Raw genomic sequence first — 26,330 nt, 5'->3', positions numbered from 1 at the left:
GGACACAGGAGAAGGGGAGCGGATCCGCGATAGGATGGACCGTTCCCCTCCTTCCTTCTGACGAGAGTCGAGTCTTCACGCATGTCCGAGAACGCCGTCGCCCACCGCGACGATCTGCGCAATGTCGCGATCGTCGCCCACGTCGACCACGGCAAGACCACGCTGGTCGACGCCATGCTCCGACAGACCAACTCGTTCGGTGACCACGAGCACGTCGAGGAGCGGGCCATGGACTCCAACGAGCTGGAGCGTGAGAAGGGCATCACGATCCTCGCCAAGAACACGGCGATCTCGTACAAGGGCAAGCACGCCGCGAACGGACCGATCACCATCAACGTGATCGACACCCCGGGCCACGCCGACTTCGGTGGCGAGGTCGAGCGCGGCCTGTCCATGGTCGACGGCGTCGTCCTGCTGGTGGATGCGTCCGAGGGGCCGCTGCCGCAGACCCGCTTCGTGCTGCGCAAGGCGCTCGAGGCGAAGCTTCCCGTCATCCTCGCCGTCAACAAGACCGACCGCGGCGACGCGCGCATCGAGGAGGTCGTCAGCGAGAGCCAGGATCTCCTCCTCGGCCTCGCGAGCGACCTGGCCGACGACGTGCCCGACCTCGACCTCGACGCGATCCTCGACGTGCCCGTCGTGTACGCGTCCGGCCGCGCCGGCGCCGCCAGCCGCAACCGCCCCGAGAACGGCGAGCTGCCCGACAACGACGACCTCGAGCCGCTGTTCGAGGCGATCCTGGAGCACATCCCGGCTCCCAGCTACGACCCCGAGGCCCCGCTGCAGGCGCACGTCACCAACCTCGACGCCTCGCCGTTCCTCGGGCGCCTGGCGCTGCTCCGCATCTTCAACGGCACGCTCCGCAAGGGCCAGACCGTCGCCTGGGTCCGCCACGACGGTGACGTGCACAACGTGCGCGTGACCGAGCTGATGATGACCAAGGCGCTCGACCGCTACCCGGCCGAGTCCGGCGGCCCCGGCGACATCGTCGCCGTCGCCGGCTTCGCCGACATCATGATCGGCGACACCCTGGCCGACCCGGAGGACGTGCGTCCGCTCCCCGCGATCCACGTCGACGAGCCCGCGATCTCCATGACGATCGGTACCAACACCTCGCCGCTGGTCGGCAAGGTCAAGGGTCACAAGCTGACCGCCCGCATGGTGAAGGACCGCCTCGACCGTGAGCTGATCGGTAACGTCTCGCTGCGCGTGCTCGACATCGGCCGCCCCGACGCGTGGGAGGTGCAGGGCCGCGGCGAGCTGGCCCTGGCCATCCTGGTCGAGCAGATGCGCCGCGAGGGCTACGAGCTCACCGTCGGCAAGCCGCAGGTGGTCACCAAGCGTGTCGACGGCAAGCTGCAGGAGCCGTACGAGCACCTCACCATCGACGCTCCGGAGGAGTACCTCGGCGCCATCACGCAGCTTCTTGCAGCCCGCAAGGGCCGTATGGAGAACATGTCGAACCACGGCACCGGCTGGGTCCGTATGGAGTTCATCGTCCCGTCGCGCGGCCTCATCGGCTTCCGCACCGAGTTCCTGACCACCACCCGCGGCACCGGCATCGCCAACGCCATCGGGCACGGCTACGACGACTGGGCCGGTCAGATCATCACGCGGAGCAACGGCTCGATCGTGGCCGACCGCTCCGGTGTGGTCACTCCGTTCGCCATCATCGCCCTCCAGGAGCGCATGACGTTCTTCGTGAACCCCACGGAGGAGGTCTACGAGGGCATGGTCATCGGTGAGAACTCGCGTGCCGACGACATGGACGTCAACATCACCAAGGAGAAGAAGCTGACGAACATGCGTCAGTCGACGGCCGACAACTTCGAGTCGATGACGCCGTCGCGTCAGCTGACGCTCGAGGAGTGCCTGGAGTTCGCCCGCGACGACGAATGCGTCGAGGTGACCCCGGAGGCCGTCCGCATCCGCAAGGTGGAGCTGGACGCGACCGCCCGCGGTCGCGCCGCCGCCCGCCTGAAGCGTCAGGACGCATCGGTCTGACACCGGCCGTACCCTGACGTCACGGAGATCCCGGCCCGAGCGGCCGGGATCTTCGTCGTTTCCCGCAGCCATCCCCCCGGCGGTGTGATCGACAATGGACGTATGAACCGCCGTCTCCTCGCCCTCCCGCTCGCCGCCGTTCTGCTGCTCGGCGCAACTCCCGCGCTGACGGCGTGCAGCTTCCAGGGGGTGGTGAAGGATGTGTCCGGCGGCAACGTGGACATCGGCGGCACCGCGGTGCCGTCTGACTTCCCGAAGGCCGTGCCGCTTGCGAGTGACGACGTCGTCTTCGGCGCCGCCCTGGGCTCGGGCGACGACAAGGTGTGGAACGTCACGGTCAAGGTGCCCGGCGGCGACGCCTACACCTCGATCGCCAAGCAGCTGACCGATGCCGGCTTCAGCGGCGACTTCGGCGCCCAGGGAGCCAACGGTGGAGGGACGGGAACGTTCAACAACGGCACCTACGGCGTGCTCGTCGTCGTCACCGACGCGGGCAGCAACGGCTGGGTCGCCAACTACTCGGTGTCGAAGGGGAAGGCGCCGAGCCCCACGCCGACCACAGGCTCCTGAGCCGCGTCGGCCGGCCTACGAGAAAAGCCCCGCGCCGACGAACGACCCCTGCTTGGCCCCCGGCGGCACGGCGAACACGCCCGACCCGACGTGGCGGACGTACTCGTTCATCAGGTCGTTCGCCGCGAGACGCCGCTGGATGGGGATGAACTGCGTCCGCGGGTCCCGTTGGAACGCGATGAAGAACAGCCCCGCGTTGAGGCGTCCGAGCTCGTCGTTTCCGTCTACGAAGTTGTAGCCGCGACGCAGCAGCTGTGCGCCGCCGTTCACGGTCGGGTGTGCGAGCCGCACGTGCGAGTCCGGGTCGATCTTCGTTCCGCCGTCCTTGGCGAGCGCGAGGAAGTTCGGTGAGGTGAACTCCGTGCCGCCGGAGAGCGGGGCGCCCTCGCCCTTGTCGCGGCCGATGATGCGCTCCTGCTCACCGAGCTGCTGCCGGTCCCACGTCTCGATCACCATCCGGATCTTCCGCGCCACGAGGTAGGAACCGCCCGCCATCCAGGAGGCGCCGTCGCCGCCGTCGGCCCAGACCTGGTCTTCGACGACGGACTGGTCCTCCGACTTGATGTTGGCCGTACCGTCCTTGAAGCCGAACAGGTTGCGCGGGGTGGACTGCGCGCGCGAGGTAGACGACGTGCGCCCGAACCCGAGCTGCGACCAGCGGATCGCGGCACGGCCGAACGCGATGCGGGACAGGTTGCGGATGGCGTGCACGGCGACCTGCGGATCGTCGCTGCAGGCCTGAACACAGAGGTCGCCGCCGCTCAACCCATCCTGCAGCGCATCGCCGGGGAAGCGCGGCAGGTCGACGAGGGCCGCCGGTCGACGCGAAGCGATGCCGAAGCGGTCTTCCCCGCTGGCGGCCCGGAAGAGGGTCGGCCCGAAACCGAACGTCAGGGTGAGGCCGCCCGGCGGCAGGTCGAGAGCCTCGCCCGTGTCGTCGGGTGGAGCGTCCAGCGGGCCCGAGGCAGGGCCGTACTTCCCGGCCGGTCGTCCCTGCGTCATGCGTGCCGCGGCGGTCGTCCAGTCCTGGAGCAGTTCGATAAGGCCGTCGCGGTCGAGGCCGGCGACGGTGTCGAAGGCGGCGAAGTGGAGGCGGTCCTGCGCAGGCGTCGTGATGCCCGCCTGGTGCGCGCCGTAGAACGGATACGTCTCGGATGCCGCGGCCGAGGCGCCCAGCACCGCGCGGTCGGCAGCAACGCCCGCGCCGATACCGACCAGACCGGTGCCGACGGTCGCGCCGGCCAGCCCGAGCATCCCGCGACGGGAGAGCCCGCGGCCTGGCTCGGCGGGCTCGCCGGGCTCGGCGGGCTCGGCGGGCTCGGCGTCCTCCGGGTGGTGCTGCGTCACGGGCCCTACTTGACGATGATCGAGGTGAGGTGGCTGAGCGGCTCGCTGAGCGCGTTCACCTGGTCGGAGAGCGCCTTGACCTGGTCGGTGCTCAGCTCCGTGTAGCTGACGAAGCCGTCCCCGGCCTTGTACTGCGCGAGCGTCTTCGCGATCGCGGCGAACTCCGCATCCAGCTTGGAGACGACGTCCTTACCGTTGCTGCCCTTGCCCGCGGCGATGTCGCGGACGACGCCGTACGCCACCTGCGCCCCTTCGAGGTTCGCCTGGAAGTCCTGCAGGTCGGTGTGCGAGAAGGCCTCCTCCTCACCGGTGATCTTCGAGCCGGCGACTTCCTCCATCAGCCCGATGGCGCCGTTGGAGATCTGGTCGATGGTGAGGGCGAAGTCCTTCGCGTGCACCAGGTCGTAGAGCTTCTGCGTGTCGGCGACCAGCTTGTCCGCCAGTTGCGTGCGGGTGGCGCCGTCGACCGGGGTGTAGCCGGCGGGGGCCCAGAGGTCCTTCTCGATCCGGTGCCAGCCGGTCCAGTCCTGGCCCTGTTCGAGGTCCGCCTCGCGGAGGTCGAGCGCCGGGTCGAGGTCGCCGAACTGCTCGGCGGTGGGCTCGATCCGCTCGTAGAAGGCGCGGGTGGATGCGTACTGGGCTCGCGCGGCGTCCGCGTCACCGGCCGAGTAGGCCGCGGCGAAGGTCTTCGTGGCCGTGAGGAGGGCGCCCGCCTGGTCCTTGACGTAGCCCGTGTAGTTGGCGACCGCCTGGGCGACCTGCTTGCTCTCGCTTTGCGAGACGGTCTTGCCGGAGCCCGCTGTGACGGTGAAGGCGGCGACGTTGTTGGGCTGCCCGACCATGCCCTTGCGGCAGGCGGAGAAGTACTTCCCCTCGGCGAGCTGGACGACGTAGTTGACCGTCGTTCCTGGGCCGATGTTCTCCTTCTCGCCGACGATGCGCAGCTTGTCGGTGGCCAGCAGCTCGAACTCGTTGACGTCCGTGCCGTTGTTGGTCACCTGGAACGTGATCGGCCCGGCTTTCGCGGTGTTCGTCGACACGGTGCACTTCGAGTCGGTGAGCGAGACGGCGATCGCTTCGGCGGTGGCGTCGGCCTTGTTCGGCACGCAGCCCGTCAATGCGACGGCGAGGGCGGCTGCGCCGGCGAGGGACGCGGTGACGGCAGCGAGCGGACGGAGTCGGGGCATGGGTGTGCTGTGCTTTCTGCGGTGGGGTCGGGTCAGGAGGCTACGTGCGCGTGCGACGCGGGCGCGGCGGCGGGAGTCGGTTTCGCCGTGGCCGGGCGGCCGGAGGCGCGGTGCTGGCGGAGGTAGAAGAAGCCGACCACGAGCAGGTAGCCGGCCCAGCCGACGACCTGCAGCCAGCTGGGCGACGGGTTGAAGTTGACGATGCCGGCGGCGACCGTGCCATACCAGCTGGAGGAGGGGATGGCGCCGCTGATGTCGTAGGCGTGGACGCTGCCGCCGGGGATCAGGCCGGCCTCCTGCAGGTCGCCCAGGCCGTACGCGAACACGCCGGCGGCGACGAGGATGAGGAAGGCGCCCGTCCAGGTGAAGAACGTGCCGAGGTTGATCTTGACCATGCCGCGATACAGCAGGAAGCCGAGCACGGCGGCGCTGGCGAGGCCCAGCAGGGCACCGACGGCCGGCTCCCACGTTCCGCCGGCGCTGGCCACGGTCGCCCAGACGAAGAGGGAGGTTTCGATGCCCTCGCGGCCCACGCTGAGCATGGCCAGCAGGACGACGCCCCAGCCCGCACCGACGAGCGCGGAGTCGAGGCGGGTGTGGAGGGTGGATTTCATGGTGCGGGCGGTCTTGCCCATCCAGAACACCATCCACGTGACGAACCCGACCGCGACCAGCGAGAGCGTGCCGCCGAGGATCTCCTGGGCCTGGAAGCTCATGCCGTAGGGACCCCAAGTGAGCGCTGCGCCGATCCCGAGCGGCACGACCAGTGCCACACCCACGCCGATCCACATCTTGGAGAGCACGTCGGTGCGGCCGAGCTTCACCACGTAGGCGATCAGGATGGTGACGATGAGCGCCATCTCGAGGCCTTCGCGGAGGCCGATCAGGTAGTTCGCGAGCACAGTGGACCTTGTCGACGATCGGGGGCGGGGATTGGTAAGGCTAACCTTACCCATCGAGCGTATGACACGACCCTGAAAGTGTCCAGCTAGGATTCGAGAATGCTCAGCCGGATCGTCAGCGCCATCCTGCTCGTGCTCGTCGGTGCCGTGTTCGGCGCGATCGGCACGGTCGCCCACGGGATCTCGGTCACCTGGGGGATCGCCATCCCGCTCGGTCTCATCGGCTCGCTGCTCGCCTTCGCCGCGCTGCTCACCGGCCTGCGTCTGCTCGGTCACAGCCGCCTTCCGGCCCTGCTCGCGGCGCTCGGCGCGATCGCCGTGATCCTGCTGTTCTCGCAGCAGAGCGCCGGCGGCTCCGTGCTCATCCCGAACAACCTCGCCGGTCAGGTGTGGCTGGTCGGGACGATCCTGATCGCCGCTATCGCCCTCGCCTGGCCGGACGTGCACGGACGCCGGTCCGCTCGCGACGGCATAAGCTAGCAGGGTAGCTCTCGTGAAGGGATCCGAACCACTGTGACCTATGTCATCGCTCTCCCGTGCGTCGATGTGAAGGACCGGGCGTGCATCGACGAATGCCCCGTCGACTGCATCTATGAGGGCGAACGGTCGCTGTACATCCACCCCGACGAGTGCGTCGACTGCGGCGCCTGCGAGCCGGTCTGCCCCGTGGAGGCCATCTACTACGAGGACGACCTGCCCGAGGAGTGGAAGGACTACTACCGCGCCAACGTGGAGTTCTTCGACGACATCGGCTCGCCCGGCGGTGCCGCGAAGGTCGGCGTGATCCAGAAGGATCACCCGGTCATCGCAGCGCTTCCTCCCCAGGCTCACTGACCGTGGCCCTACAGGAGCTCCCGGACTACCCCTGGGATCTCATGGCGCCCTACGCCGAGCGGGCCAGGGCGGCTGTGCCGTTCGGTGACGACTCCGGCATCGTCGACCTGTCGATCGGCTCGCCCGTCGACCCGACGCCCGACCTGATCCGGGAGGCGCTCGCGCACGCCACCGACGCGCACGCCTATCCGCAGACCGTCGGCACCCCGGCGCTTCGGGAGGCGATCGTCGCCTGGTTCGAGCGGCGCCGCGGCGTCCACGGGCTCACCGTCGACAACGTCCTGCCGACCATCGGCTCTAAGGAGCTGGTGGCCCTGCTGCCGTTCATGCTGGGGCTCGGGGAGGGCGACATCGTCGTGCACCCGCGCGCCGCCTACCCGACCTACGCGATCGGCGCGGCCATGGCCGGTGCCACCGCGATGGCGAGCGACGACCCGGCCGAGTGGCCGGAGGGCACCCGCCTCGTGTGGCTGAACTCGCCCGGGAACCCGGATGGCCGGATCCTGTCGGTTGAGGAACTGCGCGCCGCCGTCGCGCGGGCCCGCGAGCTGGGCGCCTACATCGCGAGCGACGAGTGCTACGCGGAGCTGGGCTGGGACGCGCCGTGGGATGCGGAGCGCGTCCCGAGCATCCTCGACCCCCGGGTGATCGGCCAGAACCGCGAGAACGTGCTCGCCGTGTACTCGCTCAGCAAGCAGTCGAACCTCGCCGGTTACCGGGCAGCTTTCGTGGCTGGCTGCCGCACCATCGTGGGTCGCCTGGTCAACGTCCGGAAGCACGCGGGCCTGATGCTGCCCGCGCCTCTGCAGGCCGCCATGGTGACGGCGCTCGGCGACGACGGGCACGTACGGGCGCAGAAGGAGCGGTACCGCGCCCGGCGTGAACTGCTGGGGCCCGCGCTGGCTTCGGCGGGCTTCCGCATCGACCGCAGCGAGGGCGGCCTGTACCTGTGGGCGACGGAGGGACGCGACGCCTGGGAGAGCATCGGGAGGCTCGCCGCCCTGGGCATCCTGGCCGGCCCCGGGCACTTCTACGGCGACTTCTATCCGCAGCATGTGCGGCTGTCGCTCACCGCGACCGATGAGCGCGTTGCGGCAGCGGCGTCCCGCCTCCGTGCTTTTGGAGAGACTCTCTAACCGCTTCTCCCAGCCTTTGCCCGATGCGACAGTTGTCGTCAGCGTTCGTTAGGCTGTACCGGCACGGTTTTTCAGCAGCGCCGCCACGATCGGCGCTCGGACCGTCTATCCCACCAGGAGGCGTTGTGAGCGGACTCGGCACCGAGAGCACTGGCACCGAGCGAACCGGCACCGAGAAGGCGCCGGTGAACGAAGGCGCAGCGGAGGCTGAGCTCGCGTCGGCCACGTTGAGCTACCCCGGCGGCGTCGCGCAGTTCCCGATCCGGCCCAGCGTCGACGGCGCCTCGAGCATCGACTTCTCCTCGCTGACCCGCGACACCGGCCTCACCAGCCTCGACTACGGTTTCGTGAACACGGCGGCCACGCGTTCGTCCATCACGTACATCGACGGGGAGCAGGGAATCCTGCGCTACCGCGGGTACCCGATCGAGCAGTTGGCCGAGAAGTCCACCTTCCTCGAGGTGGCCTGGTTGCTCATCCACGGCGAACTGCCGTCTGCGTCCGAGCTGTCCGAGTTCGACGAGCGCATCCGACGGCACACGCTGCTGCACGAAGACCTGCGCCGCTTCTTCGACGCGCTGCCGCACGATGCGCACCCGATGTCGGTGCTCTCGAGCGCCGTCTCCGCGCTGTCGACCTTCTACCAGGACTCGCTGAGCGTGTCCGATCCGGAGCAGGTCGAGCTGTCCACCATCCGTCTTCTCGCCAAGCTGCCGGTCATCGCCGCGTATGCGCACAAGAAGAGCCTCGGCCAGGCGTTCCTCTACCCGGACAACTCCCTGAGCTTCGTCGACAACTTCCTGCGCCTCAACTTCGGCACCCTCGCCGAGCCGTACGAGGTGAACCCGGTACTGTCCCGCGCGCTGGAGCGCCTGCTCATCCTGCACGAGGACCACGAGCAGAACGCCTCCACCTCGACGGTCCGCCTGGTCGGCTCGACGCAGGCGAACCTGTTCGCTTCGGTCTCGGCCGGCATCAACGCCCTTTACGGCCCGCTCCACGGCGGCGCGAACGAGGCCGTCCTGCAGATGCTCGCGGGCATCCGGGATTCGGGCGAGAGCGTCCAGAAGTTCGTGGAGCGAGTGAAGAACAAGGAGTCGGGCGTCAAGCTCATGGGCTTCGGTCACCGCGTCTACAAGAACTTCGACCCGCGCGCCAAGCTCGTGAAGCAGTCCGCGGACGAGGTGCTCGAGGCGCTCGGCGTGCACGACCCTCTGCTCGACATCGCCAAGGAGCTGGAGGAGGTCGCACTCGCCGACCAGTACTTCATCGACCGCAAGCTCTACCCGAACGTCGATTTCTACACGGGCGTGATCTATAAGGCCATGGGCTTCCCGACGCGGATGTTCACTGTGCTCTTCGCCATCGGCCGCCTCCCGGGATGGATCGCTCACTGGCGCGAGATGAACCTCGACCCGCAGACCAAGATCGGCCGCCCGCAGCAGCTGTACGTGGGGTCGCCGGAGCGCGACCTCGGGCGCTGACCTTCGACGTCAGGTGCCCGGACGCAGCGTGAGCGTCTGGTCGGCCGCCTTCTTCACCGCGGCGGCCGAGAACGGCCACGGTCGGGTCTTACCCGTCGCCCACAGGTCCGTCTGGTCGGTGTAGTGCTTGTCGAACGCGTGCCCGGAGGCACCGGTCAGGTTGATCCACGTGCTCTTGTCGAAGTCGGCGAGGTCGACCACCATCCGCATCGACGGCACCCGACCGACCGTGTAGCCCACGGTCGCGTCCCAGCCGGTGGCGTCCACCAGACTGGAGCCGCCGCCGACGTGCCACGGCCCACGGTTGAACAGCCACTCGATGGGTGCGACGCCCGACTCGCCGAGGGACGCGTTCGTCAGCGTCAGGGTGTGGAGGCGGTCCCACCGCCAGGCCGCCGGGTCGCCACCGAGCAAACGTCGCGTCTCGCCCCAGGCGCGGTCGGCCGCGTAGGCGATCATCGAGTCGCGGTCGCTGGTCCCGAGGTGCGAGTCGGCCCACCACGCCGAGTCCGGCTCTGCGAGGAGTGACTGGACGACGCTGAACCACCGGTCGCCGCCGGTCGGTGCGGTCGCTGCGGGGATCTTCCGCGCGAACATGTCGTGCAGCAGTTCCCTCCAGAAGACGGCGAAGTAGGCGGCCTCGGCACTGTCGGCGTCGTCGCGGTAGTCCCAGCGGTCGAGCAGGCGCGCGGCCTGCTGGAGGTCGGAGGTGGCATCCGGCTTCGCGGCGACCTCCCGGAGCACCGGCACGAGGGTGGCGGCGTTGGCGTCGTACGTGTCGGACTGGATCGTCGACATATCCGCGGCGGTCACTTTCGTCCCCTTGGAGAACAGTCGGGACAGGCGCACCTCGATCTGGTTGGCGCGGTAGCCCTGGTCCCAGTCCGCGGTGATGAGCGCGGGGTACCCGGGCCCGACGGCGGCGTTGTTCGCCGTGACGATGTAGCCTGCGGGCGGATCGTAGACAGAGGGCAGCTGGTCGAACGGAATCGTGCCGGTCCACCCGAACCGGCTGGTCCATCCCGGTACCGGCACCGTGCCGTCGCCCGCCGACCGGACCGGGATGAGGCCCGGCGCCTGGTAGCCGATGTTGCCGTCCACATCGGCGTAGACGAGGTTCTGCGACGGCACCTGGAACGCTTGTGCGGCGGTCCGGAAGGCGCCCCAGTCGCGTGCGGCATCGAAGGCGAAGATCGCATTCGCCGTGGTCCCCGGCGTCAGGGCGGTCCATGCGAGGGACAGTTGGAACTGCTGGGCCGGCACTTTCAGCTTGCCCGCCTGGTCCTTCGCGATGACGGCGTACGCATCGCCGATGTCGGTCACGATCGGCCCGTGGAGCGTCGAGCGCACGGTGATCGTCACATCAGTGCCGCCGGCGACGCGGATGCGCTCGGTGCGCTTCTGCAGCGGAACCTGCTTGCCGTCGTACTCGTACGTGTCGCCGGTGACCTTCTCGACGAACAGGTCGGCGACGTCCGGCCCGAGGTTCGTGAAGCCCCACGAGATCCGGTCATTGTGGCCGATGATGATGCCCGGGAAGCCGGAGAAGCTGAACCCGGCCACGTCGAACGGGCACTCCGGGGTCACCGTCGTGCAGTGCAGTCCCATCTGATACCAGACGGACGGGAGGGCGGCACCGAGGTGCGGGTCGTTGGCGAGCAGGGGCTTCCCACTTGCGGTGTGGGCGCCGCCGACGACCCACGAGTTGGAGCCGATGCCGTCTCCCGCCGGTCCGATCAGCTGGGGGAGCGCATCCACGTTCGCCGCGATCTGCTGGAGCTTCGAGGCGTACGCGGCGGGATCGACGACGGACAGGGTGGATGCCGCGCTCGCGGACGACGCAGCGGCGCCCGGCCGCGCGTCCGGCGTCACAGCTCGCGGATCCCCGCCGCCCAGGTCGGTGATGGTCGGGTGGCCGGTGTAGGGATATCCCGGGTGCAGCTGGGCGACCTGCTCGGGCTTGAGCTTGGTGGCGAGCAGGGCGCGATCGATCTCGTCTTCGAGGTTGGAGCGCAGGTCCCACGCCATCGCCTTCAGCCACGCGACGGAGTCCGCGGGCGTCCACGGTTCCGGCCGGTACGACGCGTTCTGCAGCCCGAGCACGGCGTACTCCAGAGACAGCTCGGCGCCGGAGTGCTTCTTCAGGTAGGCGTTCACCCCGTCCGCGTAGTCCTGGTAGTAGCGCAGCGACGCCGGATCGAGGAGCTTCACCTCCTGCTCGGCGACCCGACGCCAGCCGAGGGTGCGGATGAACGTGTCCGTCGGCACCTGGCTCGCGCCGAACATCTCCGAGAGGCGGCCGGCGGTGACGTGACGGCGGAAATCCATCTCCCAGAAGCGGTCTTGCGCGTGCACATAGCCCTGCGCGCGGAACAGGTCGTCCGCGGTGGATGCCTCGAGCTGCGGCACGCCTACATCGTCGCGGTACACCGTGACCGGTTTCGTCAGGCCGGGGACATCGACCGAGCCTGCGGTCTGGGGAAAGGACCGTGTGATGGTCCACACGCCGACCCCGCCCGCGATCACGATGAGGACCAGCACGACGGCGAGCACGCCGCCGACCACCCGCAGGACCCGATGGTGCCGCCTCAGCCGGGGGGTGTCCTCGCCCACGTCGCTCCTTCGTCGGGCCGTTGTCGCAGTTCTTCGGACTGTAGCCCATGCGGATGACGGGCGGTCGCTGGTCAGTCCGAGGTCAGGGCCGACCAGGCCATCCGTTCGAGGACGGGGCGTACCGCATCCGGTGCCAGCTGGGCCGCGCCGATCCGGGCGGTGTGCGGAGTGGAGTTGAGCAGCCCGAACGTACCCTGCACGCGGACCCGCAGTTCGTCTTCGGTGAGGGAGGGATGCAGCTCCCCGAGCACGCGCATCCACACCTCCACGTAGCGACGCTGCAGGCGGCGGACCTGTCGGCGTGCCGAGTCCGGGAGCGCGTCGAGGTCGCGGTCCTGCACGCGGATGGTGTCGGGCTCCGCGAGCGCGAAGTCGATGTGGAAGGCGATCAGGGACCGGAGGGCGGCCGCCGCGTCGGCCTGCGCCTCCTCGACGTCCTGTCCGCCCACGAGGAGCCGCTCGCTGACGCCCACCAGGAGCGCTTCCAGCACGGCCTGCTTCGAGGAGAAGTGGCGGTAGACCGCCGGACCGCTCACTCCCACCGCGGAGCCCAGGTCTTCGATGGAGACGCCGTTGAAGCCGCGTTCCGCGAACAACCCGGCGGCCGCGCCGAGCAGCGCGGCACGCCGGTCGGCCTTGGCCTGGCTGCGCTGCGTGGGGCGGCTGTGCTCCAGGGGGCCTTCCGGGGGAGCGGCGGGGTCGAGCTGGGTCATCGTCCTCGATGTCGTCGGGCCGACCGTGCGGCGATAGCTGGACTTTTCGGTTAATGAACACTAACCTAAAACCGAGTTAGTGACTACTAACCGACTGTCCAGCAACTGTCGACGATGACACGGAGCAGCATGCCGACCTTGATCACGGAGGCGTCCGCCACGGACGCCCGGTTCGAGCAGAACGACGCGGCCCAGCGCGAGCTCGTCGCCGACCTGCGGCGCCGGCTCGCCACGGCGGCGGCCGGGGGACCGGAGCGCGCTCGCGAGCGCCATGTCGCGCGGGGCAAGCTCCTGCCCCGGGACCGGATCGACGCGCTGCTCGACGAGGGGAGCCCCTTCCTGGAGCTCGCCCCACTCGCCGCGACGGGAATGTACGACGACGAGAGCCCGGCCGCCGGCGTCATCGCGGGCATCGGGCTCGTCGCGGGACGGCACGTGATGGTGGTCTGCAACGACGCGACCGTCAAGGGCGGCACTTACTACCCGATGACGGTCAAGAAGCACCTCCGGGCGCAGGAGGTGGCGCTCGAGAACCGGCTGCCGTGCATCTACCTGGTGGACTCGGGAGGTGCGTTCCTGCCGATGCAGGACGAGGTCTTCCCCGACCGCGACCACTTCGGGCGGATCTTCTACAACCAGGCCCGGCTGTCCGCCGCGAAGATCCCGCAGATCGCGGCGGTGCTCGGCTCCTGCACGGCCGGGGGCGCGTATGTGCCGGCGATGAGCGATGAGACGGTCATCGTGCGCAACCAGGGGACGATCTTCCTCGGCGGACCGCCGCTGGTGAAAGCCGCGATCGGCGAAGTCGTCACGGCGGAAGAACTCGGCGGTGGCGACCTGCACGCGCGCACCTCCGGCGTGGTGGACCACCTCGCGGAGGACGACGAGCACGCGCTCGCGATCGTCCGCGACATCGTCGCGACCCTTCCGGTCCCGCTTGCACCCGCCTGGCCCGTGCTCGACACGGTCGAGCCGGCGGCCGACCCCGCCGAGCTGTATGGCGTCGTCCCGGTCGATGTGCAGGCACCGTACGACGTGCACGAGGTCATCGCGCGGATCGTCGACGGCAGCGGGTTCAGCGAGTTCAAGCCCGAGTACGGCACGACCCTGGTGACCGGCTTCGCGCACATCCACGGGCACCCGGTCGGCATCGTCGCGAACAACGGCGTGCTGTTCAGCGAGTCCGCACTGAAGGGCGCGCACTTCATCGAGTTGTGCGACCAGCGCGGCATCCCGCTGCTCTTCCTGCAGAACATCTCCGGGTTCATGGTGGGCCGGGACTACGAGGCGGGCGGCATCGCCAAGAACGGCGCCAAGATGGTCACCGCTGTCGCGACCGCACGCGTGCCGAAGCTCACCGTCGTGATCGGCGGCTCGTTCGGTGCGGGCAACTACTCCATGTGCGGCCGGGCGTACTCGCCGCGCTTCCTGTGGATGTGGCCCGCGGCACGCATCTCGGTGATGGGCGGCCAGCAGGCCGCGAGCGTGCTCGCGACCGTCAAGCGCGACCAGCTGGAGGCGCGCGGCGAGGAGTGGGGCGTCGCCGACGAGGCCGCCTTCCGCGCCCCCATCACCGCGCAATACGAGGAGCAGGGCAACCCTTACTACTCGACGGCCCGGCTCTGGGACGACGGAGTGATCGACCCCGCCGAGACGCGCACGGTACTCGGGCTCGCACTCGACGTCGTCTCCCGCTCGCCCCTCCCCGACACCGCCTTCGGGCTCTTCCGGATGTGATCGCCGTGACCTCCACCGTCCCCTTCGGCACCGTGCTCGTCGCCAACCGCGGCGAGATCGCGTGCCGCGTCATCCGTACCCTCAAGCGCCTCGGGATCCGCTCGGTCGCCGTCTACAGCGACGCCGACCGGGACGCGCCGCACGTCGCGCTCGCGGACGCCGCCGTGCGCCTGGGACCTGCGGCCGCACGCGACAGCTACCTGAGCATCGATGCGATCATCGAGGCGGCTCGCCGCACGGGAGCTGCGGCCGTGCACCCCGGCTACGGCTTCCTGTCAGAGAACCCGGCGCTCGCCCAGGCCTGCGAGCAGGCCGGCATCGTGTTCGTCGGCCCCGGCATTCACGCGCTGCAGGTCATGGGCGACAAGATCACCGCGAAGCATGCGGTGGCCGAGTACGACGTCCCGACCATCCCCGGCATCGCGGAGCCCGGACTGACCGACGACGACCTGATCGCCGCCGCCGAGGACATCGGTTACCCGGTACTCGTCAAGCCGTCCGCGGGCGGTGGCGGCAAGGGGATGCAGTCCGTGCGGTCCGCGGACGAGCTCCCGGAGGCGCTGCGGACCGCCCGGCGGGTGGCCGCCGCGGCGTTCGGAGACGACACCCTGTTCCTGGAGCGCCTGGTCGCATCCCCTCGCCATATCGAGGTGCAGGTGCTCGCCGACGCGCACGGCGGCATCGTGCACTTGGGGGAGCGCGAGTGCTCTCTGCAGCGCCGTCACCAGAAGGTCATCGAGGAGGCGCCGTCCCCGTTGCTGGACGCCGCAACGCGCGAGCGGATCGGCGCGGCGGCCTGCCGCGTGGCCGCGAGCGTCGGTTACACCGGCGCGGGCACGGTCGAATTCCTGGTGTCGGCCGAGGCGCCCGACGAGTTCTTCTTCATGGAGATGAACACGCGGCTGCAGGTCGAGCATCCCGTCACGGAGCTGGTGACCGGCCTCGACCTGGTGGAGCAGCAGCTGCGCATCGCGGCCGGCGACCCGCTCGCCTTCGGGCAGGATGACGTTCACTTGCGCGGCCACGCGGTCGAAGCGCGCGTCTACGCCGAGGACCCTGAGCGCGGATTCCTCCCGGCCGCAGGCCGTGTGCTCGCGCTGCGGGAGCCCGCGGGCGAAGGCGTCCGCGTCGACAGCGGCATCGCCGCCGGGATCCCGATCGTCACCGACTACGACCCCATGCTTTCGAAGGTGATCGCCTGGGGCGAGGACCGTGCGGAAGCGCTGGCGCGCTTGCGCGGTGCTCTGGCCGGGACGAGCATCCTCGGATCCGTCTCGAACATCGCCTGGCTGGTGGACCTCGTCTCGGACGAAGACGTCTCAGCCGGCCGGATGGACACCACGCTGATCGACCGCAGGTTCTCCGAGCGCCTACCCGCGCCCGCGACGGAGGAAGAGGTGGTCGCCGCAGCCCTGCTGGCCCACCACGACCGCTGGCAGGAGGGGCCCGAGCGCGTCGGGTCGCTGTGGGCGGAGCCGACGGGATGGCGGCTCGGCCGCGCGCGCCCGTCGCGGTACGACGTCGACGGCGTCCCCGTGACCGTCGCGGGACCCGCGGACGACGCCGTGGTGACGATCGACGGGGGAGACCCGCGTCCCGCGTCCCTGCGACTCCGGGCACCCGAGCGGACGGGTGAGCCCGCCGTCGCGCTGCTCGACCTCGACGGTCGGATGCTCCGCTTCGACGCGGCACGCGACGACGCGACGGTGTGGCTCGCACGCGACGGGCGAGCCCGCCCGCTCCGCCTGCGCGACCGCGCGGAGCTGCTCGCCGATCGGCTGGCCGCGCTCGACCGCGGGGACGCCGCCGCGCATCCCGAACTCCGCTCGCCGATGCCGGGGACGGTCGTCGCCGTTCCCGTGGAAGCGGGCGCGCGTGTCGAAGCGGGCGACACCGTCGTCGTCGTCGAGGCGATGAAGATGGAGCACCGCCTGGTCGCCCCGGTCGCCGGCACCGTGACGGTGCACGTCGCCTCGGGCGACCTGGTGCGCCTCGATCAGCTCGTCGCGCGCGTGGACGCGGACGACGCATCCACACCCTCTGACCAACCGCTAGAAAAGACAGGAATCGCATGACCATGCAGATGGACCGGCCCGCCGACACCGAGGTCGCCGGCTTCGAGCTCACCGACGAGCAGCGCCGCCTCCGCGACGAGGTGCGCGACTTCGCCGACACCGTCGTAGCGCCCGCCGCCTACGAGTACGACACCAAGCGCAGCCTGCCGTACGACATCATCGCCGAGATGGGCCGGATGGGTCTTTTCGGCCTCCCGTTCCCCGTCGAGTACGGCGGTCAGGGCAAGGACTACCTGTCGCTCTGCCTGGCCGTGGAGCAGCTGGGGCGGGTGGACCAGTCCATCGGAGTCACCCTGGAGGCCGGCGTCGGTCTCGGGGCCATGCCGATCTTCCGCAGCGGCACCGAGGAGCAGAAGCAGGAGTGGCTGCCGATGCTCGCCCGTGGTGAGGCGCTCGCCGGGTTCGGGCTGACAGAGGCCGAGGCCGGGTCGGATGCGTCCGGCACGAAGACGACGGCGGTGCTGCGGGATGGCGAGTGGGTCATCGACGGGACGAAGCAGTTCATCACGAACTCGGGTTCGGAGATCACGAAGCTGGTCACCGTCACCGCGGTGACCGGCGAGGAGCGCCGCGCCGACGGCTCCATCAAGAAGGAGCTCTCCGCGATCATCGTGCCGACCGGGACTCCGGGCTTCGTCGCGGAGCCGGTCTACGACAAGGTCGGCTGGCACACCTCCGACACCCACCCGCTGACCTTCACCGACGTGCGCGTGCCCGAGAAGAACCTGCTCGGCGAGCGTGGCCGCGGCTACGCCAACTTCGTCGCCACGCTCGATGAGGGCCGCGTCGCTTTCGCCGCGCTCTGCACCGGTGCGGCTCAGGGCTGCCTGGAGGAGTCCATCCGGTACGCCAAGAGCCGCAACGTGTTCGGGCGGCCGATCGGATCCAACCAGCACATCGCCTTCAAGCTGGCCCGGATGCAGGCCCGCGTGCACACCGCACGCCTCGCCTACTACGACGCCGCCTTCAAGCTGATGGCGGGCAAGCCGTTCAAGATGGAGGCCTCGATCGCCAAGCTGGTCGGAAGCGAAGCGGCGATGGACAACGCACGCGACGCGACCCAGATCTTCGGTGGCTACGGCTTCCTCAACGAGAACCCGGTCGCCCGCCACTACCGCGACTCGAAGATCCTGGAGATCGGCGAGGGCACCACCGAGGTGCAGCTCATGGTCATCTCGCGCGCGCTGGGCTTCACCGCCTAGCCTGACTCCCAAGCCGCCGAGCACAGGAAAGGTGTCGCCGTTTCGACGAAAGGGCCGCAGAAATCCTGTGCTCGGCGGCGGACACACTCGAGGAAGAGAGAGCGGATGATCGACAAGACGGTGGAGACGGCCGCGGCGGCGGTCGCGGACATCCCCGACGGCAGCACCCTCGCGGTCGGCGGCTTCGGCCTGTGCGGCATCCCGAGCGCGCTCATCCAGGCGCTCCTCGACGACGGGACGACCGACCTCGAGGTGGTCAGCAACAACTGCGGCGTCGACGACTGGGGTCTCGGCCTGCTGCTCGCCGAACACCGCATCCGCAAGATGATCAGCTCGTACGTGGGCGAGAACAGGGAGTTCGCGCGCCAGTTCCTCTCCGGGGAGTTGGAGGTGGAGCTCACCCCTCAGGGAACGCTCGCCGAGAAGCTGCGCGCGGGCGGAGCGGGAATCCCCGCCTTCTTCACGCCCGCCGGCGTCGGCACTCAGATCGCGACCGGCGGTCTTCCGCGCCGGTACGCCGCCGACGGGTCCGTCGCCGTGGCCAGTGAGCCGAAGGAGGTGCGGACGTTCGACGACGCCGACTACGTGCTGGAGAGATCCCTCCGCCCCGATTTCGCCCTCGTCCACGCGGCGAAGGGGGACCGGCACGGCAACCTCGTCTTCCACGCGGCGGCGATGAACTTCAACCCGCTCGCGGCGATGGCCGGCCGGGTAACGATCGCCGAGGTCGAAGAGCTGGTGGAGCCCGGCGAGCTCGACCCGGGACAGGTGCACTGTCCGGGGATCTTCGTGCAGCGGGTGGTGCACCCACCGGCGGTGGAGAAGCGGATCGAACGGCGTACCGTCGCCGCGGAAGGGAGCGCACGATGAGTCTCACACGCACCGAACTCGCGGCCCGCGTGGCGCGCGAACTGGAGAACGGCCAGTACGTCAACCTCGGGATCGGTATGCCCACGCTCATCCCGAACTACATCCCCGAGGGAGTCGAGGTGATCCTCCACTCCGAGAACGGGGTGCTCGGCGTCGGCCCCTACCCGGCGGACGACGCGGTCGACCCCGACCTCATCAACGCGGGCAAGGAGACCGTCACCGTGAACCGCGGCGCCGCCTTCTTCGACTCGTCTCTGTCGTTCGGGATGGTGCGCGGCGGCCACGTCGACCTGGCCGTGCTCGGCGCGATGGAGGTGTCGGAGACCGGCGACCTCGCCAACTGGATGATCCCCGGCAAGATGGTGAAGGGGATGGGCGGAGCGATGGATCTCGTCTTCGGCGCCAAACGACTGATCGTCATGATGGACCACGTCGACAAGGAGGGCCGGCCGAAGATCCTCGCCACGTGCACCCTGCCGCTCACCGGCACGGGATGCGTCGACCGCATCATCACCGACCTCGCCGTCATCGACGTCACCGCCGATGGGCTGGTGCTGCGCGAGACCGCGCCCGGTGTCACCGTGGATGAGGTGGTCGCCGCGACCGGCGCACCGCTCGCGGTCGAGATGGAGGCGGCGTCGTGAGGGAGATCGAGCAGCGCGGGCTGTATTACGAGGAGTTCGAGCCGGAGACGCGCTACCTGCATCGGCCGGGGCGCACCGTGACGGAGGCCGACAACGTCTTCTTCACGACGCTCACGATGAACACGCAGGCGCTGCACCTGGATGCGGCCTGGTCGGCGCGGCAGCCCTTCGGTGAGCGGCTGGTGAACTCGATGTTCACGCTCGCCACCATCGTCGGCGCCTCCGTGACGCAACTCACTCAGGGCACGATCGTCGCGAACCTGGGCTTCAGCGAGGTGGCCTTCCCGCATCCGCTGCACCACGGCGACACGCTCTATTCGGAGACCGTCGTGCTCGCCAAGCGGCTCTCCGCCTCCCGGCCCGGGCAGGGCATCGTCACACTCGAACACACCGGTCGCAACCAGGACGGCGTCGTCGTCGCGACCGCCACCCGCCAGGTCATGGTGTGGTGCCGGGATGCGTCGCCGCTCGGACTCGGCGGGGGAGAGGCCGGGGAACCCGACGCGGACGCACTGGACCCGGGCGCGACCGCGCCGGACGGCATCCTGTGAGGGAGAGCGCCGACAAAGCGTTCCCGTGGGGGCCGGCGCTGCTGTTCTGCCCGGCCGATCGGCCGGAACGATTCGCGAAAGCGTTGGAGCGGGCGGATGCGGTCATCCTCGACCTGGAGGATGCCGTCGACCCCGCACGGCGATCGGCCGCCCGGGAGGCGCTGGTCGTGTCCGACCTCGATCCTGCCCGGGTCATCGTCCGGGTGAACCCCGCCGGCAGCGACGATCATGACGCCGACCTCTCGGCGCTCGCCGCGACCCCCTACCGCGCGGCGATGCTCCCGAAGGCGGAGAGCGCGGCCGACGTCGCGGGTCTCTCCGACTACGACGTGATCGCGCTCTGCGAGACGGCCGCCGGCGTGCTGGCGGCGCCGGAGCTGGCGCGAGCTCCGGGTGTGCTCGCGCTGATGTGGGGCGCGGAGGACCTGGTCGCCTCGCTGGGCGGCACCTCCAGCCGGTTCGCCGACGGCCGCTATCGCGATGTCGCCCGGTTCGCCCGGTCGGCGGTGCTGCTGGCCGCCGGGGCGGCCGGGGTGCACGCGATCGACACCGTCCATCTGGACATCGCCGACCTCGACGGCCTGGCCGCCGAGGCTGAGGATGCGGTCGCGGTCGGATTCGCCGCGACGGCGTGCATCCACCCGGGTCAGGTGGAGACGATCCGAGCGGCTTACCGGCCCGATCCGGCAGAGGTCGAGGCGGCTCGCGAGCTGCTGGCGGCGGCGGAGAACGCGGGTGGCGGGGTGTTCCGACACGCCGGACGGATGATCGACGGACCGGTGCTCGCGCACGCTCGTGCGGTGCTCCGCCGTTCGTGATGAAACTGTGACCTAGGATTCCGCCGGGGTTCACCCGTTTCGTCCCGTTGGTGTCGGAGGCATGCCGTAATCTTCAAGTATTCGCTCGGTAGTTGAAGGTTCTCGAAACGATTCGAGGGTACCGGCTCCGGTGCGAATGACGCGCGACGGAACGCGTCGAGACAGAGCCCGGGGAGGGGGAGAAATGCCACAGTCACTTCCCCTGCGCCTGCTTGAGACGGTGGGTCTCCGAACCCACGACTCCGCTCGCCAAGCGGCTGCCGCGACGGCGGTTTCGGCTGCCGCTCCCGCACGCACGACCGAGCGTCCCGGCGCCCCCGCGCGCGAGCTCGCCCGCGCTGGCACGGCGGAGCCTCCCACCGGCGTCGTCGACATCGACCCGTCCATCGCGAGCACCGGTCCGCTGTCCATCATCGCGCCGCGCCGCATCGGCGAGAGCGACCTGGCCGTGTACCCGCTCTCGCTCGGCGCGAGTGTTTTCGGGTGGACGGCCGACGGCGACACCTCCCTCGCCATCCTCGACCGCTTCACCGAACTCGGCGGCAACTTCATCGACACCGCGGACAGCTACGTCGGCGGCCGCAGCGAGGTGCTCATCGGAACGTGGATGCGCGAGCGCGGCAACCGCGACCGCGTTGTCGTCGGCACGAAGATCGGGCGTCACCACGAGAACCCCGGGCTCGGCGCGGTCAGTATCGTTCGCGCCGTCGAGGCGTCGCTCGAGCGCCTGAAGACCGACTACATCGACGTGCTGTACTTCCACGACGACGACCCCGAGACGCCGCTCGAAGACAGCCTGGCGACCGCCGAGTGGCTCATCGAGAGCGGCAAGGTGCGCTACCTGGCCGCATCCAACTTCAGCGCGGACCGTCTGATCGAGGCGCGCATCCTGGCCTCGTCCGGGCTGCCAAAGTTCGTCGCCATCCAGAACCAGTACAACCTCATGCACCGCACCGAGTTCGAGAGCGCGCCCCGCATCGTCGCGGCCGCGCAGGGGCTGGCGGTCATGCCGTACTACGCCTTGGCCAACGGCTTCCTCACCGGCAAGTACCGCTCCAAGAGCGACCTCACCGCCGGCGCGCGCAGCATCCGGGCGTCCGCGTACGTGAACCGGCGCGGGCAGCGGGTGCTGGCCGTGCTGGACCGCATCGCCACGGAGCACCGGGTGGCGCCGGCGAGCATCGCCCTCGCGTGGCTGCTGGCGAAGCGCACCATCGTCGCGCCGGTCGCGAGCGCCAGCCGCCCCGACCAGGTCGATGCGCTCATGGCGGCAGCGGGCATCCGCCTGACCCGCGCGCAGATGCTCGACCTCGACCGCGTCTCCGAGTAGCCGCTCGCGCCACCTGCTTCGCGCGGCGGAGCCGCATCCGATGGTCCCGAAATGCCGTTCTGACTGCCGCGCAACGGCATGTTGGGACCAGTCGCTCGCGCCCGCCTCGTTCGCGAGGACGCAGCGCGAGGACGCAGCGCGAGCGCGCGCGACGGGGGGCTACGCCTCGGCGAGGATGCGCTCGAGCGCGCGATGCAGGGCCGCGCCCGCCGCGATGGGGTCTCCCACGTACCCGCCGGCGAGCGCGCCGTCGCGGGCCAGGATGAGGTCGTCGGCCGCGTCGCCCGGGCGCGGGTGACCGATCCGGCGGAACAGCTCCTCGATGTGGTCCGCGTACCAGTCGCGGTGCGCCGTCACGGCCACGCGCACGGGGTCGTTCTCGTCCGAGAACTGGGCTGCCGCGTTGATGAACGGGTCGCCGTGGAAGTCGGGATTCACCGCGTCCTCGTTGATCGCATCCACGAGCGCTCGGGCGATCAGGCGCGGGTCGTCGAAGGTGGCCTCCTGCTCGGCGAACCAGTCGCGGACCTGGCGGTCGCGGCCTTCCACGTACGCGATGATGAGCAGGTCTTTCGACCGGTAGTGCTTGTAGAAGGTGGCCTTCGTGACGCGCGCTCCGGCGATGATGCGGTCGACGCCGACGGTGTGGATGCCCTCCTGGTAGAAGAGCGCGTCCGCTGTTGCGAGGATCTTGATCTTCGACGGCGCGGGTGGCCGGATGGTCGCTCGGGCACTTACGACCATCCGGCACGACTCCTTCTGCTGGGGAGGCGAGGGACCGCCTCCGGCTTCTACTCCGAGCAGTATAGCAGTAGACAGACGAGTCTGTTTGTCCTCGTTTTATGGAACACGGGCTTTCGTGGCCGCCTGGCGTAGGGTGGAGGGGATGAACAGCGCAGTCGACCTCCCGCTCGGTGTGGCCGACCTCACCTTCGCCGCTTCCGGCGAAGCGCTGGTCCGCCGGACGATCCTTCCGAGCGGTGTCCGCATCCTCAGCGAGCAGGTTCCCGGCGCGCGCAGTGCCACGCTCGGCTACTGGGTCGCGGTCGGATCCCGCGACGAAAGCGACGGGAAGCCGGGCCACCCCGGCTCGCTCGGGTCGACGCACTTCCTGGAGCACCTGCTCTTCAAGGGGACCCGGACGCGCACCGCGCTCGACATCGCGGTGTCTTTCGACTCGGTCGGCGGCGAGCACAACGCGATGACCGCCAAGGAGTACACCTGCTACTACGCCAAGGTGCAGGATCGCGACCTCGCCATGGCGGTCGAGGTCCTCGGCGACATGCTGACCTCGTCGGTTCTCGATCCTTCCGAGTTCGAGAACGAGCGCGGCGTCATCCTCGAAGAGCTGTCGATGGCGGAGGACGATCCCGGCGATGTGGCGAGCGAGCGGATGTTCCAGGCCGTACTCGGCGCACATCCCCTCGGTCGTCCGATCGGCGGCCGCCCGGACACGATTCGCGCCGCCACCCGTGACGGCGTGTGGGAACACTATCGGGCGAACTACCGGCCCCAGGACCTGGTGGTCACCGCGGCCGGCGCAGTCGACCATGACCTGCTCGTCGCCGGTGTCGAGCGCTCGCTCGTCGCCGCCGGCTGGGACCTGACCCTCGCCGCCAAGCCCGTCGAGCGTCGGGCCGGCACCGTCGCGGACATCGAGCGCGGGAACGCGATCGTGACGGTCCAGCGCCCCACCGAGCAGGCCAACCTTTTCATCGGGATGCCCGGGATCGTCGCGACCGACGAGCGCCGGACGACGATGAGCGTCCTCAACTCCATCCTGGGCGGCGGGATGTCGAGCCGCCTGTTCCAGGAGGTCCGCGAGCGCCGGGGCCTCGCCTATGCGGTGTACTCCTTCTCCGGCTCCTACTCGGACGCCGGAGTGTTCGGCCTCTATGCGGGATGCGCGCCGGCGAAGGCGCGGCAGGTCGCCGAGCTGATGCTGGACGAGCTGCGGCGGCTGGCGTCGGGAGGCGTGAGCGCCGACGAGCTGCGCCGCGCTGTCGGCCAGCTCTCCGGCGGCGCCGCCCTGGCGCTGGAGGACTCGGACACCCGCATGTCACGCCTCGGCCGGGCGGAGATCACCCTGGGAGAGTTCGCCGACTTGGATGAGAGCCTCCGCCGCCTGCACCTCGTCACCGTTGACGATGTGCGCGACCTCGCCGCCGACCTGGCGGGCCGGCCGATCTCTGTCGCTGCGGTGGGGAGCGTCACCGACGACATGTTCGCCGGTCTCGCTCCCTGATCCGCCCCCTCCGCTCCACCACCGAAAGGTCCACCTTCGTGCCCCATTACATCTACCTGGTGCGTCACGGCGAGCAGCAGGACGCCGAGCACGGGATGCCGGACGGCCCGCTCTCGCCGCGCGGGAAGCGCCAGGCGCAACTGATCGCGGAGCGCCTGAGCGGCATCCCGTTCACGTCGATGTACCACTCGCCACTGAATCGCGCGACCGAGACCGCGGCGATCATGGCCGAGCGCATGCCGTCGCTGGATCCGCAGCCGTCGAGCCTGCTGTTCGACTGCATCCCATCGGGCCCGACTCCGGACATGCCGAAGGCGTTCGAGTCGTTCTTCGGCCCGGTGACGGCGGCGGAGATCGAGGCCGGGCACGCGCAGATGGACGACGCCGTCCACGAGTTCCTGACCCCGGCGATGGGGGACCGGCACGACCTGCTGGTCACCCACAACTTCGTGATCGGATGGTTCGTGCGGCACGTCTTCGACGCTCCGGACTGGCGCTGGCTGGGACTCAACCAGGCCAACTGCGGCCTGACGATCATCCGGGTGCGGAGCGCGAAGCCTCCCGTGCTGGTCGTGCACAACGACCTCGGCCACCTGCCGGTCGAGCTGCGCACCGGCCTCCCCGAACTCCAGCCGGTCTAGGTCGCGGGCCCCGAGCGCTCAGGCGAGAGGCTGGAGCGGCTTGCGGAACCAGTCGGTCGCGTTGGGGTTGTCGTTGTACGGCTGGATGCTCTCGTAGCCGTGGGAGCGGTACAGACGGCCCGCCGCTTCCAGGCTCTCGTTGGTGTCGAGGACGACCTCGGTCGCCCCGAATCCGCGAGCGCGCAACTCCAGTTCCGCCAGGATGGCGCGGCCGTAACCGCTGCCGCGGCGTGACGGCGAGACCCAGAGGTGCTTGATCTCGTAGCGCACAACAGGGCTGTCGTCACCGGTGTCCGTGAGCGGGACGCGCAGCTCCCGGACTCCGCCGCACCCCACCTCGACGCCGTCGTCGTAGGCGAGGAGGAAGACGCCGCTGGGCGCGACGAACTGGCCGGGGTCGGGAAACGCAGTGCGGTATGCGCCCTGCGCGGAGGGGAAGGTCTCGGCGCGCTCCGCGAAATAGTCGGACAGCATCCGGTGGGCGGTCGCGTCGGTGACGGCGACGTCTGCGAAAGACACCATCGCCCCAGCGTAGCCCCGGGTGAACCGGAGTAGCCCTGGGGGAACCGGAGTAGCCCGGAGGATCACGGCGGCGCCGCAGGTAGGCTGGGCGGGTGAGCATTCGCGTGGCTGTCGCCGGGGCGACCGGAAAACTGGGAAGCGTGGCGGTCCGCCTCATCGAGCAGGCGGACGACCTGGAGCTGGTGGCGCAGCTCGATTCCCACTCGCCGCTCGAAGACATGCTGGGCGCCGACGTGCTGGTCGACATGACGCTGCCGCAGGTGAGTCCGCTGATCGTCGCCTTCGCGGTCGACAATGGGCTCAACGTGCTGGTCGGGACGTCCGGATGGTCGGCGGATCGCATCCTCGACCTGGAGCGACGCGTGGCACAGCACGAGGGCCGTGGAGCGGTGGTCATCCCCAACTTCTCGCTCGGCTCCGCGCTGGGCACCGCCTTCGCATCGGTGGCGGCCCGCTTCTTCGACTCCATCGAGATCATCGAGACGCACGGCGCAGGCAAGGTGGACTCCCCATCGGGGACGGCCGTGCGCACCGCCGAGCTGATCGGCGCCGCGCGCGCGGCGAAGGGCCCAGTGGAGGCACCGCACTCCGACCAGCGCGCCCGCGGGCAGCAGGTCGCGAGCGTGCCCATCCACAGTCTCCGGATGCGCGGCGTCTCCGCACAGCAGCAAGTGATCTTCGGCGGTGCGGGGGAGCAGCTCATCATCCGCCACGACACCATCGGGCCGGAGGCGTACGAAGTGGGCATCATGCTCGCTCTGCGCGCCGCCGCCTCCGCGGTCGGTGTGACCGTGGGCCTCGACAAGCTGATCGATCTCGGGATCGCGGAGCCGAACGGCGAGCCGCCCCGGCGGACGGTGCGGGACGCCGGCAACGACGGCACCGACCTGACCCGGTGAGCGAGC

Annotated in this window: 24 protein-coding genes; 17 read left to right on the top strand and 7 right to left on the bottom strand. The window is 69.7% G+C overall.

Annotated features, from left to right (window positions below; genetic code table 11):
* Window positions 1–81 precede the first annotated feature (81 nt).
* The gene (gene typA / locus AB4Y74_RS10615; RefSeq protein WP_441799048.1) at window positions 82–2,004 is read left to right on the top strand and encodes a translational GTPase TypA; all 1,923 of its coding nucleotides are present in this window, start codon (window positions 82–84) and stop codon (window positions 2,002–2,004) included.
* 102 nt (window positions 2,005–2,106) lie between these two features.
* Window positions 2,107–2,574, top strand: coding sequence for a hypothetical protein (locus AB4Y74_RS10610; protein WP_441799047.1), 468 nt, complete (start codon window positions 2,107–2,109; stop codon window positions 2,572–2,574).
* Between the two features lie 15 nt (window positions 2,575–2,589).
* Here AB4Y74_RS10610 and efeB read toward each other — a convergent pair whose 3' ends face one another.
* From efeB to efeU, 3 genes are read right to left on the bottom strand one after another with little or no spacing between them, the layout of a single operon-like run.
* Entirely contained in the window at window positions 2,590–3,921 is a 1,332-nt protein-coding gene (efeB, locus tag AB4Y74_RS10605; RefSeq protein ID WP_441799046.1) for an iron uptake transporter deferrochelatase/peroxidase subunit, read from the bottom strand.
* Window positions 3,922–3,926: 5 nt separating this feature from the next.
* Complete coding sequence (efeO, locus tag AB4Y74_RS10600; RefSeq protein WP_441799045.1) at window positions 3,927–5,108, bottom strand: iron uptake system protein EfeO; 1,182 nt, start codon at window positions 5,106–5,108, stop codon at window positions 3,927–3,929.
* A gap of 32 nt (window positions 5,109–5,140) precedes the next feature.
* On the bottom strand, window positions 5,141–6,010 hold the full coding sequence (gene efeU / locus AB4Y74_RS10595) for an iron uptake transporter permease EfeU (protein ID WP_441799044.1): 870 nt from the start codon (window positions 6,008–6,010) through the stop codon (window positions 5,141–5,143).
* Between the two features lie 99 nt (window positions 6,011–6,109).
* Between efeU and AB4Y74_RS10590 the strand changes: the two genes are divergently transcribed.
* From AB4Y74_RS10590 to AB4Y74_RS10575, 4 genes are all read left to right on the top strand, one after another.
* Window positions 6,110–6,490 (top strand): hypothetical protein, encoded by a 381-nt coding sequence (locus AB4Y74_RS10590; RefSeq protein ID WP_441799043.1) that lies wholly within the window; start codon window positions 6,110–6,112, stop codon window positions 6,488–6,490.
* 33 nt (window positions 6,491–6,523) lie between these two features.
* The gene (gene fdxA / locus AB4Y74_RS10585) at window positions 6,524–6,844 is read left to right on the top strand and encodes a ferredoxin (RefSeq protein ID WP_441799042.1); all 321 of its coding nucleotides are present in this window, start codon (window positions 6,524–6,526) and stop codon (window positions 6,842–6,844) included.
* A gap of 2 nt (window positions 6,845–6,846) precedes the next feature.
* On the top strand, window positions 6,847–7,980 hold the full coding sequence (gene dapC, locus AB4Y74_RS10580; RefSeq protein WP_441799041.1) for a succinyldiaminopimelate transaminase: 1,134 nt from the start codon (window positions 6,847–6,849) through the stop codon (window positions 7,978–7,980).
* A 227-nt stretch (window positions 7,981–8,207) separates the two neighbouring features.
* Window positions 8,208–9,464, top strand: coding sequence for a citrate synthase (locus tag AB4Y74_RS10575; protein WP_441800437.1), 1,257 nt, complete (start codon window positions 8,208–8,210; stop codon window positions 9,462–9,464).
* Window positions 9,465–9,473: 9 nt separating this feature from the next.
* Here the strand turns inward: AB4Y74_RS10575 and AB4Y74_RS10570 are convergent, their stop codons facing one another.
* Both AB4Y74_RS10570 and AB4Y74_RS10565 read right to left on the bottom strand, forming a co-directional pair.
* Window positions 9,474–12,077, bottom strand: coding sequence for a penicillin acylase family protein (locus AB4Y74_RS10570; protein WP_441799040.1), 2,604 nt, complete (start codon window positions 12,075–12,077; stop codon window positions 9,474–9,476).
* A gap of 71 nt (window positions 12,078–12,148) precedes the next feature.
* Window positions 12,149–12,790 carry an SACE_7040 family transcriptional regulator gene (locus tag AB4Y74_RS10565; RefSeq protein WP_441799039.1) on the bottom strand — a complete coding sequence of 214 codons (642 nt, stop codon included), beginning with the start codon at window positions 12,788–12,790 and terminating at the stop codon, window positions 12,149–12,151.
* Between the two features lie 129 nt (window positions 12,791–12,919).
* Here AB4Y74_RS10565 and AB4Y74_RS10560 point away from each other — a divergent pair, with 129 nt between their 5' ends.
* The 8 genes from AB4Y74_RS10560 (at window position 12,920) to AB4Y74_RS10525 (ending at window position 22,017) form a co-directional block, all read left to right on the top strand.
* Window positions 12,920–14,527 (top strand): carboxyl transferase domain-containing protein, encoded by a 1,608-nt coding sequence (locus AB4Y74_RS10560; protein WP_441799038.1) that lies wholly within the window; start codon window positions 12,920–12,922, stop codon window positions 14,525–14,527.
* A gap of 5 nt (window positions 14,528–14,532) precedes the next feature.
* Window positions 14,533–16,602, top strand: a complete 2,070-nt coding sequence (locus AB4Y74_RS10555) for an acetyl/propionyl/methylcrotonyl-CoA carboxylase subunit alpha (protein WP_441799037.1) — start codon at window positions 14,533–14,535, stop codon at window positions 16,600–16,602.
* On the top strand, window positions 16,599–17,804 hold the full coding sequence (locus AB4Y74_RS10550) for an acyl-CoA dehydrogenase family protein (RefSeq protein ID WP_441799036.1): 1,206 nt from the start codon (window positions 16,599–16,601) through the stop codon (window positions 17,802–17,804). Before AB4Y74_RS10555 ends, AB4Y74_RS10550 begins: the two co-directional genes overlap by 4 nt.
* A gap of 105 nt (window positions 17,805–17,909) precedes the next feature.
* A complete protein-coding gene (locus AB4Y74_RS10545; protein WP_441799035.1) occupies window positions 17,910–18,674 on the top strand; it encodes a CoA transferase subunit A in 765 nt (254 codons plus the stop codon).
* Window positions 18,671–19,318 carry a CoA transferase subunit B gene (locus tag AB4Y74_RS10540; RefSeq protein WP_441799034.1) on the top strand — a complete coding sequence of 216 codons (648 nt, stop codon included), beginning with the start codon at window positions 18,671–18,673 and terminating at the stop codon, window positions 19,316–19,318. The genes AB4Y74_RS10545 and AB4Y74_RS10540 overlap by 4 nt, the downstream gene beginning before the upstream one ends.
* Window positions 19,315–19,869, top strand: coding sequence for a MaoC family dehydratase (locus AB4Y74_RS10535; RefSeq protein ID WP_441799033.1), 555 nt, complete (start codon window positions 19,315–19,317; stop codon window positions 19,867–19,869). Before AB4Y74_RS10540 ends, AB4Y74_RS10535 begins: the two co-directional genes overlap by 4 nt.
* Complete coding sequence (locus AB4Y74_RS10530) at window positions 19,866–20,687, top strand: HpcH/HpaI aldolase/citrate lyase family protein (protein ID WP_441799032.1); 822 nt, start codon at window positions 19,866–19,868, stop codon at window positions 20,685–20,687. The genes AB4Y74_RS10535 and AB4Y74_RS10530 overlap by 4 nt, the downstream gene beginning before the upstream one ends.
* Before the next feature lie 184 nt (window positions 20,688–20,871).
* Complete coding sequence (locus tag AB4Y74_RS10525) at window positions 20,872–22,017, top strand: aldo/keto reductase (protein WP_441799031.1); 1,146 nt, start codon at window positions 20,872–20,874, stop codon at window positions 22,015–22,017.
* 159 nt (window positions 22,018–22,176) lie between these two features.
* Here the strand turns inward: AB4Y74_RS10525 and AB4Y74_RS10520 are convergent, their stop codons facing one another.
* Window positions 22,177–22,761, bottom strand: a complete 585-nt coding sequence (locus tag AB4Y74_RS10520) for a TetR/AcrR family transcriptional regulator (protein ID WP_441799030.1) — start codon at window positions 22,759–22,761, stop codon at window positions 22,177–22,179.
* Between the two features lie 142 nt (window positions 22,762–22,903).
* Between AB4Y74_RS10520 and AB4Y74_RS10515 the strand changes: the two genes are divergently transcribed.
* Together AB4Y74_RS10515 and AB4Y74_RS10510 are read left to right on the top strand one after the other, a co-directional pair.
* The gene (locus AB4Y74_RS10515) at window positions 22,904–24,262 is read left to right on the top strand and encodes a M16 family metallopeptidase (protein ID WP_441799029.1); all 1,359 of its coding nucleotides are present in this window, start codon (window positions 22,904–22,906) and stop codon (window positions 24,260–24,262) included.
* 38 nt (window positions 24,263–24,300) lie between these two features.
* Entirely contained in the window at window positions 24,301–24,903 is a 603-nt protein-coding gene (locus AB4Y74_RS10510; protein ID WP_441799028.1) for a histidine phosphatase family protein, read from the top strand.
* Window positions 24,904–24,921: 18 nt separating this feature from the next.
* Here the strand turns inward: AB4Y74_RS10510 and AB4Y74_RS10505 are convergent, their stop codons facing one another.
* Window positions 24,922–25,425 carry a GNAT family N-acetyltransferase gene (locus tag AB4Y74_RS10505; protein ID WP_441799027.1) on the bottom strand — a complete coding sequence of 168 codons (504 nt, stop codon included), beginning with the start codon at window positions 25,423–25,425 and terminating at the stop codon, window positions 24,922–24,924.
* 92 nt (window positions 25,426–25,517) lie between these two features.
* Between AB4Y74_RS10505 and AB4Y74_RS10500 the strand changes: the two genes are divergently transcribed.
* On the top strand, window positions 25,518–26,324 hold the full coding sequence (locus AB4Y74_RS10500; protein WP_441799026.1) for a 4-hydroxy-tetrahydrodipicolinate reductase: 807 nt from the start codon (window positions 25,518–25,520) through the stop codon (window positions 26,322–26,324).
* Window positions 26,325–26,330 lie beyond the last annotated feature (6 nt).

Source organism: Leifsonia sp. RAF41 (assembly GCF_052114085.1).
Lineage (GTDB): Bacteria > Actinomycetota > Actinomycetes > Actinomycetales > Microbacteriaceae > Leifsonia.
This window is presented reverse-complemented; position numbering and strand designations above follow the sequence as displayed.